Here is a 12399-nt window from a genome sequence, read left to right on the forward strand (position 1 = left end):
CAACCCAACCTAAAGGGTACGTAGGTCGGGTTGCGGCGGCTCCATCGCCGAGGCCCGACAGGTCTGAATTAGCTTCATGTGGAAAAGGCTGCGACGTTTTCCACGCTACGCGGTATCAGGCGGGCGCCCCCTCTCCCTCCGGGAGAGGGCCGGGGTGAGGGTAGCCCAAACCCCGCGCTACCCCTCCTTCTGCTCCCTGAACCCCCGCACATGCTCCACCAGTGCCCGCAGCTTGGGCGCCAGGTTGTGGCGGTTCGGATAGTAGAGGTAGAAGCCGGGAAAGGGCGGCAGATAGTCGTCCAGCACCCGCTCCAGTTCACCACGTGCCAGATAGGGCCGGAAGGTGTCCTCCATGCCAAAGGTGATGCCGCCGCCGGCCAGGGCGGTGCGCACCATCAGCAGCATGTCGTTGGTGGTGATCCGCGGCGAAACGGCCACGTCGAAGGCGCGGCCGTCCTCGCTGAATTCCCAGCGCCAGGGCGCCACCTCCGGAGCCGGACGCCAGCCGATGCAGCGGTGGTCCGCCAGGTCGCGCGGGTGCCGCGGCCGCCCGTGGCGGGCGAAGTAGGCCGGCGTCGCCACCGCCACCTCGCGCTGCGCCCCGGTCACCGGGATGGCGATCATGTCCTGCTCGATCACCTCGCCCAGTCGCACGCCGGCATCGAAACCCCGCGCGACGATATCGAATTCCTCGTCGGTGACGGTGATGTCCAGGGTCACCTCCGGATAGGCCTCGACAAAGCTGGCCAGCAACGGCCCGTCGAGAAAGCGCTCGGCGATGGAGGTGACCGCGACCCGCAACAATCCGCGCGGAGGGCCGGCGTGACTGGCGTCTTCCAGGGCACCCAGCAGCCCGGCCAGGGGTCCGGCGACCTGTCGCTGCAGGCGTTCGCCCGCTTCGGTAAGACGCACGCTGCGGGTGGTGCGCTGGACCAGTGAACTGCCCAATTCGTCTTCCAGACGGCGAATGGCCTGGCTGACCGCCGAGCGACTGACGCCCAGGCGATCCGCCGCCACACGAAAATTCTCGGCCGTGGCCACCACGGTGAAGACCTTGAGCAGATTCAGATCGGTAGGCATTGGTAAGTCCAGCTAACCATGGCAGTCAGGGAAGGGGGGAGTTATCACGACAATGACCCCTCGCTAAGGTGGTGGCAAGCCTGTAAGGGCGCCGTGCCGACAGGGCAGGCAGCCGACGAGCAGATCGTCCGGGCAAACCATCCCATTTCGAGAGGAACACTCCATGGCTATCGACAAGGTCGTACTCATCACCGGCGCTTCCAGTGGCATAGGTGCGGGCATCGCGCGCGAACTGGGCGCGGCCGGCTGCAAGCTCCTGCTCGGTGCCCGCCGCAGTGAGCGGCTGGAAGCCCTGGCGGCCGAGATCAACGCTGCGGGCGGCGAGGCCGCCTGCCGCCGACTGGACGTCACCGACAGCGCCGACGTGGCCGCCTTCGCCCAAGCGGCGCGCGAACGCTGGGGCCGGGTGGACGTCATCGTCAACAACGCCGGCATCATGCCGCTGTCGCCCCTGGCCTCGCTCAAGACCGCAGAGTGGATGCAGATGGTCGACGTCAACATCAAGGGCGTGCTCAACGGCATCGCCGCGGTGCTGCCGGAATTCACCGCCCGCGGCGCCGGACACATCATCAACCTGGGCTCCATCGGCGCCCTGTCGGTGGTGCCCACGGCGGCGGTCTATTGCGCCACCAAGCATGCGGTGCGGTCGATCTCCGAAGGCCTGCGCCAGGAACGTGAAGATCTGCGGGTCACCTGCATCCATCCGGGCGTGGTGGAAAGCGAGCTGGCCTCCACCATCACCGATCCCGCCGCCCGGGCGATGATGGACAGCTACCGCGCCATCGCCCTGCAACCCGATGCCATCGGCCGCGCGGTGCGCTACGCCATCGAGCAGCCGGACGACGTGGACGTCAACGAGATCGTCGTCCGTCCGACCCGCAGCGCCAACTAGACCGTTTCGGCCAGGGCTTCGAGAAAGCGCTCCAGCACCAGATTCGGTCGCCGACCCTTGCGGGTGACGGCGGCCAGGGTGGTGTCGAAATGGAAGCGTTCGGGATTGAGGGCGCGCAGTTGTCCTTGCACCACCCAGGGCTGGGCCACGTGGTCGGGCAGGTAGCCGATGTAGCAGCCGGTGAGGATAAGGAAGGCCACGCCTTCGCGATCCGAGGCCCGCGCCGTGCAATTCAGCGCGGCATGGCGCTCGTGGCCGTCCTGGTTGAGCAGATGATTGGGGCCGACCGCGTCCTGGGCGGCCAGGACGCTCTCGTCCAGCGCCGCATCGGCCACCGCGAACAGTGGATGGGCCCGGCTGCAATAGAGCAGGGCGCGCTCTTCGTAGAGCGGCAGGTAGTCCAGCCCGGCCAGGGCGTTGATCAGCGGCAGCACGCCCAGGTGCAGATGGCCGTCGAGCACGCCGGTCTCGATTTCGCCGGGCAGGGTCATGCCGATGTTGACCACCACCCCCGGCGCGGCGCGCTTGAGCGCGGCCAGGGCATGGGTGATGCGCATGCGCGGCTGGGTCACCAGGTTGTTGATGATGCCCAGGTTCAGCTCGCCGCGCAGGTGCTGGTGCAACTGGTTGACCTCGCTGCGAAAGCCTTCCAGGGCGGCGAACAGCGACTGGCTCGCCTTGAGCACCTCGCGGCCTTCGTCGGTCAGGGAGAAACCGGCGCGCCCGCGCTGGCAGAGGCGCATGCCAAGGCGTTTTTCCAGATCGTTCATGTGCAGGCTGATGGCCGAGCGGGTGATGCCCAGCCGGCCTTCGGCAGCGGTGAAGCTGCCGCATTCCACCACGGTCTTGAACAGTCGCAGCAGGCGGATCTCGAAATCGCCGACCTGGGCGAGCAGGGCCTTGCGCGTCGTCTTCATGGCTGCCACCGCAAATGCGGCACAGCATAAGGCGCCGTCGGGATCGGCGCCAGCGACCGGCTTCAGGCGCCGATCAGCACCCGGCTGCGCTGCTGGGTGACCTGCTTGACCACCCAGACCGCGGCGATGCAGCAGAGCAGGGTGATCAGCGTCAGGCACAGGCGGGTCCCCAGGTACTGGGCGAAATTCTGCTCACCCAGCAGGCGCCCCAACACCCGGTAGGCGCCAGCCAGGTAGCCGTGCAGGAAGTAGATGGCGAAGCTGTAGGCGCCGAGCAGGGCCATGCCCTTGGCCAGGCGGCTGTCGGCACGTTCCGGCGTCTTGACCCGCTGGCTGAAGACGGCGAACAGCAGCAGGCACAGCGCCAGTTTCTGCAGGCCGTAGAAGGCGCTGTCGAGCACCGCCGCGCCACTCAGCAGTACCAGGGCCGCCAGCAGCCAGTAGCGCGCCTGGGGTCGTTGCAGGCGCTCGCGCTGTTCGCAGGCCAGCATGCCGCAGAGGTAGATCGGCAGGAAATGCAGCGCCGCCAGCAGCGGATCGGCATCGTTGGCCGGACGGTCGGACACCAGGAAATACAGCAGGCCGATCATGGTCGCGGCCGGCAGCAGGCCGCGCTTGACGATCCACTCCAGGACCGGCGCGAGCAGGAAGATCAGCGTCAGCGCGGGAATGAACCACAACGGACCGAGGTGGGCGCCGGTGGCCAGCAGCAGGGCGGTCTGGGCGAAGGGTGGCCAGTCATGGAAGGCGTTCATGTCGATCCATTCGTGTTCCTGCTTGAGTCCGGAGACATAGAGCAGCACGGCGGGGATCGAGATCAGGAGGTAGGGCAGGATGACGTTCTGCAGCTTCTTGCTCAGGTAGACCTGGTAGCTGTATTTGCCGAGGTTGTAGCGAAAGAAGAAGCCGGACAGGGTGACGAAGATGCAGGTGGTTTCCAGCGACAGCAGATTCAGGGCGATCTGCTGGTGTTCGGTGGTCTGGTAGCTGCCCACGGTCATGTGGTGGAAAACGATGAGAACGGCCGCCAGGCCGCGGATCCAGTTGAGCTGAATCAGCATGGAGAGGTTTCCTTGGGGAATAGGTAAACCACGCGCTCTGCCTCGGGAGAGGGGCACGGGTTAGCGAAAGCGGAAGATTGAATGCGCGGTAGAGACGGCGGACAGGCTACCGCGCCCGGCAGGACTACGCGCCGGGAAAAGAGGTGAGGCGAGGGGGCCTCTGCGCCACGGGACTACGGTGGCAGGCGGCCAGCTTAAAGTTTTTCAGGCAAGTCACTGATTACTAATCAATTTTCTTGGTTTCAAGATGTTTCGGCGGTGCAGAGTTGGCACGGATGATCGCCTCTGGAAAGGGGGTTTCATCCATTCCAGTCTCCGACTAATGAGAGACGTTTTCCCCTGCAAGAAAGTCTCGATTGGTTGAGGACTCTCGCCAATAAGGTGAGTTTCAAGATATCCAAGCGCGAGAAAAAAACCCTTTAACTCACGCAAAACCGGGCGCACTCTGCAGACTCGACTTCACCGCCCGAGACCCTGTCATGAACCAGCCGCTGACCGTTTCCCCGCCCGTCGCTGCCTCGCTCAACCTGCGCGCCCACTGGATGCCCTTCACCGCCAATCGCGCCTTCCAGAAGGACCCGCGCATCGTGGTGGCCGCTGAGGGCAGTTGGCTGACGGACGATCAGGGCCGACGCATCTATGACAGTCTCTCCGGCCTCTGGACCTGTGGCGCCGGTCACTCGCGCAAGGAGATCCAGGAGGCCGTGGCACGGCAGCTGGGCACCCTCGACTATTCGCCGGGCTTCCAGTACGGCCATCCGCTGTCCTTCCAACTGGCCGAGAAGATGGCCGAACTGACTCCGGCCGGTCTCGATCATGTCTTCTTCACCGGTTCGGGCTCCGAGAGCGCTGATACCTCGGTCAAGCTGGCGCGGGCCTACTGGCGCATCAAGGGCCAGCCGGCCAAGACCAAGCTGATCGGCCGGGCCCGCGGCTATCACGGCGTCAACATCGCCGGCACCAGCCTGGGTGGCATCGGCGGCAACCGGAAGCTGTATGGCTCCTTCATGGACGTCGACCACCTGCCGCACACCCTGCAGCCCGGCATGGCCTTCACCAGGGGCATGGCCGAGACCGGTGGCGTGGAGCTGGCCAACGAGCTGCTCAAGCTGATCGAGCTGCACGATGCCTCCAACATCGCCGCCGTCATCGTCGAGCCCATGTCCGGCTCGGCCGGGGTGATCGTGCCGCCGGTGGGCTATCTGCAGCGCCTGCGCGAGATCTGCACCCAGCACGACATCCTGCTGATCTTCGACGAGGTCATCACCGCCTTTGGCCGCATGGGCCGCCACACCGGCGCCGAGTTCTTCGGCGTGACGCCGGACCTCATGAACGTGGCCAAGCAGGTCACCAACGGCGCCGTGCCCCTGGGCGCGGTGATCGCCAGCAGTGCCATCTACGACACCTTCATGAACCAGGCCACGCCCGAACACATGGTGGAATTCCCCCATGGCTACACCTACTCGGCCCATCCGGTGGCCTGCGCCGCCGGCCTGGCCGCGCTGGAGCTGATGGAGCGGGAGAACCTGGTGCAACAGGCCGCCGAGCTGGCGCCCAAGTTCGAAGCTTCGCTGCATGGCCTCAAGGGCGCCAAGCACGTGGTGGACATCCGCAACTGCGGCCTGGCTGGCGCCCTGCAACTCGCCCCGCGCGATGGCGATGCGGTGATCCGCCCGTTCGAGGCCGGCATCGCCCTGTGGAAGGCCGGTTTCTATGTCCGCTTCGGCGGCGACACCCTGCAATTCGGGCCCACCTTCAACGCCAAGATCGAGGACCTGGACCGCGTCTTCGCCGCCGTCGGTGACGTCCTCAATCGCCTCGACTGATCCCTTTTTCAGCGCTCCCGCCGCGGAGCGCCCACCTCTTGTACAAGGAGTCCCTCATGAGCCTCAAGCATCTCATCGGCGGCCAACTGGTCGACGGCGGCAGCCGCCGCGCACCGGTCTACAACCCCTCCACCGGCGCGGTGATCCGCGAAGTGCCCCTGGCCGATGCCGCTACCCTGCAACAGGCCATCGATGCCGCCCAGGCCGCCTTTCCGGCCTGGCGCAACACCCCGCCGGCCAAGCGTGCCCAGGTGCTGTTCCGCTTCAAGCAACTGCTGGAAAGCAACGAAGAGCGCCTGGTGCAGCTGATCAGCGAAGAGCACGGCAAGACCCTGGAAGACGCCGCCGGCGAATTGCGCCGTGGCATCGAGAACGTCGAATACGCCACCGCCGCGCCCGAATTGCTCAAGGGCGAATACAACCGCAATGCCGGTCCGAGCATCGACACCTGGTCCGACTTCCAGCCCCTGGGCGTGGTGGCCGGCATCACCCCCTTCAACTTCCCGGCCATGGTGCCGCTGTGGATGTATCCGCTGGCCATCGCCTGCGGCAACACCTTCATCCTGAAGCCCAGCGAGCGCGATCCCAGCTCCACTCTGGCCATCGCCCAGCTGTTCGAGGAAGCGGGTCTGCCCAAGGGCGTGCTCAACGTGGTGCATGGCGACAAGGAAGTCGTGGACGGCCTGATCGACGCCCCCGAGGTCAAGGCGCTGAGCTTTGTCGGCTCCACCCCCATCGCCGAATACATCTATGCCCGCGGCACCGCCAAGGGCAAGCGCGTCCAGGCGCTGGGCGGCGCCAAGAACCATGCGGTGGTCATGCCGGACGCCGACCTCGGCAACACCGTCAATGCGCTGATGGGCGCCGCCTACGGCTCCTGCGGCGAACGCTGCATGGCCATCTCGGTGGCGGTCTGTGTCGGTGACCAGGTCGCCGATGCCCTGATCGCCCGGCTGGTGCCGGAGATCGAAAAGCTCAAGGTCGGCCCGGGCACCCAGTGCGGCCTGGACATGGGGCCGCTGGTCACCGGCGCGCACCTGGACAAGGTCACCGGCTATGTCGTCGACGGCGTCGCCGCGGGCGCCAAGCTGGTAGTGGACGGCCGCAGCCTCAAGGTCGCCGACCATGAAGACGGCTTCTTCCTCGGCGGCTGCCTGTTCGATCAGGTCACCCCGGAGATGCGCATCTACAAGGAAGAGATCTTTGGCCCGGTGCTCTGCGTGGTGCGGGTCAAGAGCCTTGCAGAGGGTATCGCCCTGATCAACGCCCACGAATACGGCAACGGCACCTGCATCTTCACCCGCGACGGCGAAGCGGCACGGCTGTTCGCCGATCAGATCGAAGTGGGCATGGTCGGCATCAACGTACCCCTGCCGGTACCGGTGGCCTATCACAGCTTCGGCGGCTGGAAACGCTCGCTGTTCGGCGACCTCCACGCCTACGGCCCCGACGGCGTGCGCTTCTACACCCGTCGCAAGACCATCACCCAGCGCTGGCCGCAGCGCGAGGCCCAGGAGGCTTCGCAATTCGCCTTTCCCAGCAACGGCTGACCGCTAGAAAAGCCCATTCCTTGGCCTGCCGCACAGCAGGCCGGCCAGGGAAGGCTTTACCCTTCGGCTGCCCCCAGCCGCCGAAGTCCCCATGTCTGCCACCCCCTTCACAGCCGTCGCCCGTCTCGGGTGTGTGATTGGCCTGCTGCTCGCGAGCCTGGCCGGTTGCACCAGTCAGTCCGCCCAGGACATCGCCCGGCAATTCGGCAAGACCCGCCCCAGCGAATTCCTGCAGACCAGCTCCGACCGCATGGCCACCCTCGCCATGCAGGCCAATCTGCAGAGCCTCTATCTGCTGATGAACAAGCTCTATCTGCGCAATCCGGCCGAATGGAAAAAGACCGGGCTGCCCGATGCGGCCAGTGCCGAGCGCGAAATCCGTATGGCCATCGAACAGCGGCGCAGCCTGCCGGCGCTGGACGGACGCAAGGACGTGGCGGCCCTGAGCTACGTGCTGGGTGATGACTACCGCGGGGATCGCGTCGGCGCCTTCATCTATGCCATCGGCAGCATGATCATCGCCGCCCACGGCAATCGCACCGAGTTCTACATCACCGACGTGGTGGATGCGCGCTTCGTCAACAACGCCGCGCGCAACATCGAGAAGGCCACCTGGCTGCTCGGCCAGCGCAAGAACGCCGCGGGCGAACCCCTGCTGTTCGCCAACGAGATCTCGGAGGAGGGCAGCAACCTCAGCTTCGCCACCGAATTCGGCAAGATCGTCGCCCGCCTGGACCTGCTCGCCCAGTTGCTGGACGAGCGCTATCGGCGCATCGGCGTCAACTACGCCCAGAGTCTGCTGTTCATCAATTTCCTGCCGGTGCAGTAGCGCCTTCGACCAGGCGTCCCCTAGAGTCGAGAGTGGAGCGCGCCGCCGCCAGCGGCACTGCGCAGCATCCGGCAGCGCCCTGAGCGGGCCTTACAGCGGCTTGGTCAGTTCCTTGGCGCGGTCGTAGGCCTTGGAGAAGCCCTTGAGCGACAGGCTTTCGCTGGCGGTCTCGCCATTGGCGACCGGGGTGGTCACGGTCAGGCGACCGCCGCGCTGCAACTGCTTGAAGACGTCACCGACGAATTCCACCGGCACCACGCAGCCCTGGGGGATGCAGGTGTGGAAGGGCCGATTCTCCAGGCTGCGCTTGTCGATCTGCAGCGAGATCGGCTTGGTCACCGCCACGCCGAAGGGCAGCACGAGGATGCCGTCCACGCCTTCACGATTGGGACGCAGCTCGGTGACCAGCATGCGCTGACCCTTGGCGCTGTCCTTCTGCTGGGTGATGGCGCACAGCTGCACGGAACGGTCCGCGTTGCGGGCGATGCGGCAGATCACCTGCCAGTCGCCATACTTCTCCGTGACCGACGGCTGGGGTTCCTGGGCGTTGTTGGGCGCGGACTGGGCGAAGGCCTGGCCGGCGAGCAGCAGGGGCGCGAGGAACAGGGCCGGGCGGAGGAAGCGCTGAGACATGAAGAGTCCTTGGCAGGAAAAAAAGAGCCTCAAGGGTAGGGCATCGCTCCGCCAGGGAACACCCCGGCACGACGATCAGACCTTTTTGACGAACTCGGATTTGAGCTTCATCGCACCTATGCCATCGATCTTGCAGTCGATGTCGTGGTCGCCGTCGACCAGGCGGATGTTCTTGACCTTGGTGCCGACCTTGACCACCAGCGACGAGCCCTTGACCTTGAGGTCCTTGATCACGCTGACGGTATCGCCGTCCTGCAGGGTATTGCCGACCGCATCGCGGATCACCTTGGCCTCGTCCGCGGCGCCGGCGTCGCCGGGCGTCCATTCATGGGCGCATTCCGGGCAGATCAGCTGGTCGCCGTCGGCGTAGGTGTATTCGGAAGCGCAGCGGGGGCAGGGCGGCAAAGCGGTCATGACGGAAGCACCTGGCTGGAAAAGCCGCGCATTGTATAGGGTTTTAGGCGCGTCCGGGTGGACTCGATCCCCCTGGGCCTAGGCGGCCAGCTGTACCTCGACCACGGTGCCGTTGTCGTTGCGGTAGCGGGCCTCGCCGCCGAGTTGTTCGGCCAGGCTGTTGATGATCTTGAAGCCCAGGCGCTGGCTGGTGCGCGGATTGAACTGCTGCGGCATGCCGCGGCCGTTGTCGGCGATACGCAACAGCAGCTGCTGATCGTCGCCGCGCTGCAGGCTGATGCTGATGAGGCCGCGCTGGCTGGCGTCGAAGGCGTGCTTGAGGGAGTTGGTCACCACCTCGGCCACCAGCATCGACAGGGTGGTCAGGCGGGGCAGGTCGAAATTGAGCGGTTCGGCGGTGATGGCGCAGGAGACGTTGGCCTGTCCCGCGGCGGCCAGCAGATCGCTGGTCAGCAGCTGCAGGTGGTGGGCCACCGGCTGATCCGCATCGGCGGGATCGTGCAGGCGCCGGTGGATACGCGAAATGCTCTCCAGTCGCGAGCGGGCCTCTTCCAGGGCCTGGGACGCCTGGCTGTCGCCGGGCAACTTGAGTTGCTGCAGCATGAGCAGCGAGGCGATGAACTGGATGTTGTTGGCGACCCTGTGCTGCAACTCCTGGAACATCGTGGTCTGGACGTCGTAGAGGTCGCGGATCACCTGCTGCTCGGCGCGCAGCCGGGCGCTGGCCGTGTGCATGTAATGGATCAGCACGATGTCGACGCTGACGATGACCACATAGAAGGCCAGCGCCAGGGCGCCCTGGGGACCGACGACGAAGGTCCAGCCCGGCGGGATGAAGAAGTACCAGGCGGCCAGGCCGGACAGCACGGCGCACAGGGTACCGGCGCCGCTGCCGCAGAAGAAGGCGGTCAGGATGACGGCGGGAAAGAAGGTCAGGTAGGGAAAGCCCTGCAGCAGGACGTCCACCAGGGCGAAGCGTGCCGCCAGGGCCAGGCCGAACGCCAGCAGCGCGAGGCTGTAGGCCAATGCCGGGCGAGCGCGGATCCTGCTGCTGAGATCGCTGATCCAATGACGACGAGACGACGGATCCAAAGCTCTGACCTGCGGAGTAGACGGCGGCGGCGCCAGCTTAACGCAAAGCCGTCTCGCTTGGGGGTACGACAGGCCCAAAGGTGGCTCTGCCCAGCCCGACGGCGGCTTCCTGTACAAGACTTACACCGGCATGGCTGGAACTGCCGGCAACGCGCCTTTCGCGGCGTATTTTCTTGTACAGGCTTTCCCTTGGTCGTACAGGGCAGGACGGCAACGAAACGCTATGGTCGAACGATTGCGTCTCAACCATCACAGGATCCGCTCATGAATCGCCAGCGCGTATTGGTCGCCGAAGATGAGCCTGTCCTGCTCGATCTGCTGCAGGAATTGTTCGAGAGCTGGGGTTATCAGGTGCATGCCTTCGGCAGCGCCGACGCCGCCTGTGCCTTTCTGCAAGACGAGCAGCCGCAGCTGGATCTGCTCTTCACCGATGTGCGCATGCCGGGAATCCTGAGCGGCGTCGACTTGGCGCTGCAGGCGCGAGGACGGCAGGCCAATCTGCCCATCGTCATCACCTCGGGTTATTGCGACGACAATCCCGCCCGCGCGGCACGGGCGACCTTTTTGCCCAAGCCCTGGGACCTGGAGGCGTTGCACCGCAGTTGCCCCACGCCCGGGGCCCAGGTGAATCTCGTCTAGGCAGTCGTCAGTGTTGTGGCGTCGAGTGAATCGCGCCCATTAAAAAAGCCCGTAGCGGTTACCCGCTACGGGCTTTTCAGATTTTGGCTCCGCGACCTGGACTCGAACCAGGGACCCAATGATTAACAGTCATTTGCTCTACCGACTGAGCTATCGCGGAACAACGGAGCGTATCTTACTGATAGATAACGGGAAGTCAAGCCTCGGCGACACCGGAAAACGGCGCCGCCAAAGCGGCTGCCTTAGCCCTGCAGCACCGCGGCGATGGCCTGGATGGTCGGGGGCAGATTGCGCTCGTTCAGCGCTGCCACGCAGATGCGTCCGGTGCTGACCGCATAGATGCCGAATTCGCTCTTCAGCCGCTCGACCTGCTCGGCGGTGAGGCCGGAGTAGGAGAACATGCCGCGCTGGGCGTTCACGAAGGCAAAGTCGCGAGTAGCGCCAGCGGCGGCCAGGCCTTCCACCAGGGCGTTGCGCATGCTGCGGATGCGCTGGCGCATCTCGCCCAGCTCGGCTTCCCACAGCGCGCGCAGCTCGGGATTGCTCAGCACCGTGGCGACGATGGTGGCGCCATGGGTCGGCGGGTTGGAATAGTTGGTGCGGATCACGCGCTTGACCTGGGACAGCACCCGGGCGCTTTCCTCGCGGCTCTCGCTGACCAGGGTCAGGGCGCCTACCCGCTCGCCGTACAGCGAGAAGGACTTGGAGAAGGAGCTGGAGACCAGGAAGGTCAGGCCGGAGTCGGCGAACAGGCGCACGGCCTGGGCGTCTTCCTCGATGCCGTCGCCAAAGCCCTGGTAGGCGATGTCGAGGAAGGGCACCAGGTTGCGCGCCTTGACCACGTCCAGCACCGCCTGCCAGTCGGCCGGCTGCAGATCGACGCCGGTGGGGTTGTGGCAGCAGGCGTGCAGCACCACCACCGAGCGCTCCGGCAAGGCCTGGAGATCGGCCAGGAAGCCTTCGCGATTCAGGCCGTTGCTGGCCGCGTCGTAGTAACGATAGTTCTGCACGGGGAAGCCGGCGCTTTCGAACAGCGCACGGTGGTTTTCCCAGCTCGGGTCGCTGATGGCGACCACGGCGTCCGGCAGCAGCCGCTTGAGGAAGTCGGCGCCGATCTTCAACGCGCCGGTGCCACCGACGGCCTGGACCGTGATGGCTCGGCCGTCGCGGACCAGGCTCGACTCGGCACCGAACAGCAGGTGCTGCACGGCCTGGTCATAGGCGGCGATGCCCTCGATGGGCAGGTAGCCACGCGGCGCCTGGGCGGCTACGCGCTGCTTCTCGGCCTCGGCCACGGCGCGCAGCAGCGGGATGCGGCCCTGCTCGTCGTAGTAGACCCCCACGCCCAGATTGACCTTGTGCGGACGGGCATCGGCGTTATAGGCCTCGTTCAGGCCAAGGATGGGGTCACGGGGTGCCATTTCGACGGCGGAGAACAAACTCATGGGGCAGCGGCTCGAATGAGG

General features: G+C 65.7%; 12 protein-coding genes and 1 tRNA gene. 5 read left to right on the plus strand and 8 right to left on the minus strand.

The genetic code is table 11. The features are described from left to right. Positions 1 to 177: 177 nt before the first annotated feature. Complete coding sequence (locus tag QKY98_RS17305; RefSeq protein ID WP_027598003.1) at positions 178 to 1080, minus strand: LysR family transcriptional regulator; 903 nt, start codon at positions 1078 to 1080, stop codon at positions 178 to 180. 163 nt (positions 1081 to 1243) lie between these two features. Here QKY98_RS17305 and QKY98_RS17310 point away from each other — a divergent pair, with 163 nt between their 5' ends. Next, positions 1244 to 1972, plus strand: coding sequence for an SDR family oxidoreductase (locus QKY98_RS17310; RefSeq protein WP_284671321.1), 729 nt, complete (start codon positions 1244 to 1246; stop codon positions 1970 to 1972). On the opposite strand, the gene QKY98_RS17315 is transcribed toward QKY98_RS17310, so the two are convergent. Both QKY98_RS17315 and QKY98_RS17320 read right to left on the minus strand, forming a co-directional pair. Continuing rightward, on the minus strand, positions 1969 to 2889 hold the full coding sequence (locus QKY98_RS17315) for a LysR family transcriptional regulator (RefSeq protein ID WP_027598001.1): 921 nt from the start codon (positions 2887 to 2889) through the stop codon (positions 1969 to 1971). The genes QKY98_RS17310 and QKY98_RS17315 overlap by 4 nt on opposite strands. Before the next feature lie 62 nt (positions 2890 to 2951). Continuing rightward, the gene (locus tag QKY98_RS17320; protein WP_044340917.1) at positions 2952 to 3950 is read right to left on the minus strand and encodes an acyltransferase family protein; all 999 of its coding nucleotides are present in this window, start codon (positions 3948 to 3950) and stop codon (positions 2952 to 2954) included. A gap of 479 nt (positions 3951 to 4429) precedes the next feature. On the opposite strand from QKY98_RS17320, the gene aptA reads away from it, so the two are divergent. The 3 genes from aptA to QKY98_RS17335 all read left to right on the plus strand — a co-directional run bounded on the left by aptA (position 4430) and on the right by QKY98_RS17335 (position 8155). Further along, entirely contained in the window at positions 4430 to 5776 is a 1347-nt protein-coding gene (gene aptA / locus QKY98_RS17325; protein WP_284671322.1) for an omega-aminotransferase AptA, read from the plus strand. A 56-nt stretch (positions 5777 to 5832) separates the two neighbouring features. Next, entirely contained in the window at positions 5833 to 7326 is a 1494-nt protein-coding gene (locus QKY98_RS17330) for a CoA-acylating methylmalonate-semialdehyde dehydrogenase (protein ID WP_284671323.1), read from the plus strand. A gap of 91 nt (positions 7327 to 7417) precedes the next feature. Further along, the gene (locus tag QKY98_RS17335; protein WP_108581171.1) at positions 7418 to 8155 is read left to right on the plus strand and encodes a hypothetical protein; all 738 of its coding nucleotides are present in this window, start codon (positions 7418 to 7420) and stop codon (positions 8153 to 8155) included. 90 nt (positions 8156 to 8245) lie between these two features. On the opposite strand, the gene QKY98_RS17340 is transcribed toward QKY98_RS17335, so the two are convergent. The 3 genes from QKY98_RS17340 to QKY98_RS17350 form a co-directional block, all read right to left on the minus strand. Then, entirely contained in the window at positions 8246 to 8788 is a 543-nt protein-coding gene (locus QKY98_RS17340; RefSeq protein WP_007160408.1) for an invasion associated locus B family protein, read from the minus strand. A 75-nt stretch (positions 8789 to 8863) separates the two neighbouring features. Then, a complete protein-coding gene (locus QKY98_RS17345) occupies positions 8864 to 9202 on the minus strand; it encodes a zinc ribbon domain-containing protein YjdM (protein WP_027601675.1) in 339 nt (112 codons plus the stop codon). A 78-nt stretch (positions 9203 to 9280) separates the two neighbouring features. Next, positions 9281 to 10294 (minus strand): sensor histidine kinase, encoded by a 1014-nt coding sequence (locus tag QKY98_RS17350; RefSeq protein WP_042132982.1) that lies wholly within the window; start codon positions 10292 to 10294, stop codon positions 9281 to 9283. Between the two features lie 264 nt (positions 10295 to 10558). On the opposite strand from QKY98_RS17350, the gene QKY98_RS17355 reads away from it, so the two are divergent. Beyond that, complete coding sequence (locus tag QKY98_RS17355) at positions 10559 to 10933, plus strand: response regulator (RefSeq protein ID WP_027597994.1); 375 nt, start codon at positions 10559 to 10561, stop codon at positions 10931 to 10933. 84 nt (positions 10934 to 11017) lie between these two features. Here the strand turns inward: QKY98_RS17355 and QKY98_RS17360 are convergent. Continuing rightward, a tRNA-Asn gene (locus QKY98_RS17360) sits at positions 11018 to 11093 on the minus strand. A gap of 82 nt (positions 11094 to 11175) precedes the next feature. Beyond that, positions 11176 to 12378: an amino acid aminotransferase gene (locus QKY98_RS17365; RefSeq protein ID WP_077172417.1), complete on the minus strand. Its 1203-nt coding sequence runs from the start codon at positions 12376 to 12378 to the stop codon at positions 11176 to 11178. Positions 12379 to 12399: the final 21 nt, after the last annotated feature.

The sequence above is a fragment of the Pseudomonas sp. HR1 genome (genome assembly GCF_030175875.1).
In the GTDB taxonomy this organism is placed as follows: domain Bacteria; phylum Pseudomonadota; class Gammaproteobacteria; order Pseudomonadales; family Pseudomonadaceae; genus Chryseomonas; species Chryseomonas oryzihabitans.

What these genes read in the sequence shown, in the direction of transcription:
- QKY98_RS17305 (WP_027598003.1), bottom strand. Translation starts at nt 1,080, where the DNA reads ATGCCTACCGATCTGAATCTGCTCAAGGTCTTCACCGTGGTGGCCACG.
- QKY98_RS17310 (WP_284671321.1), top strand. Translation starts at nt 1,244, where the DNA reads ATGGCTATCGACAAGGTCGTACTCATCACCGGCGCTTCCAGTGGCATA.
- QKY98_RS17315 (WP_027598001.1), bottom strand. Translation starts at nt 2,889, where the DNA reads ATGAAGACGACGCGCAAGGCCCTGCTCGCCCAGGTCGGCGATTTCGAG.
- QKY98_RS17320 (WP_044340917.1), bottom strand. Translation starts at nt 3,950, where the DNA reads ATGCTGATTCAGCTCAACTGGATCCGCGGCCTGGCGGCCGTTCTCATC.
- aptA (WP_284671322.1), top strand. Translation starts at nt 4,430, where the DNA reads ATGAACCAGCCGCTGACCGTTTCCCCGCCCGTCGCTGCCTCGCTCAAC.
- QKY98_RS17330 (WP_284671323.1), top strand. Translation starts at nt 5,833, where the DNA reads ATGAGCCTCAAGCATCTCATCGGCGGCCAACTGGTCGACGGCGGCAGC.
- QKY98_RS17335 (WP_108581171.1), top strand. Translation starts at nt 7,418, where the DNA reads ATGTCTGCCACCCCCTTCACAGCCGTCGCCCGTCTCGGGTGTGTGATT.
- QKY98_RS17340 (WP_007160408.1), bottom strand. Translation starts at nt 8,788, where the DNA reads ATGTCTCAGCGCTTCCTCCGCCCGGCCCTGTTCCTCGCGCCCCTGCTG.
- QKY98_RS17345 (WP_027601675.1), bottom strand. Translation starts at nt 9,202, where the DNA reads ATGACCGCTTTGCCGCCCTGCCCCCGCTGCGCTTCCGAATACACCTAC.
- QKY98_RS17355 (WP_027597994.1), top strand. Translation starts at nt 10,559, where the DNA reads ATGAATCGCCAGCGCGTATTGGTCGCCGAAGATGAGCCTGTCCTGCTC.
- QKY98_RS17365 (WP_077172417.1), bottom strand. Translation starts at nt 12,378, where the DNA reads ATGAGTTTGTTCTCCGCCGTCGAAATGGCACCCCGTGACCCCATCCTT.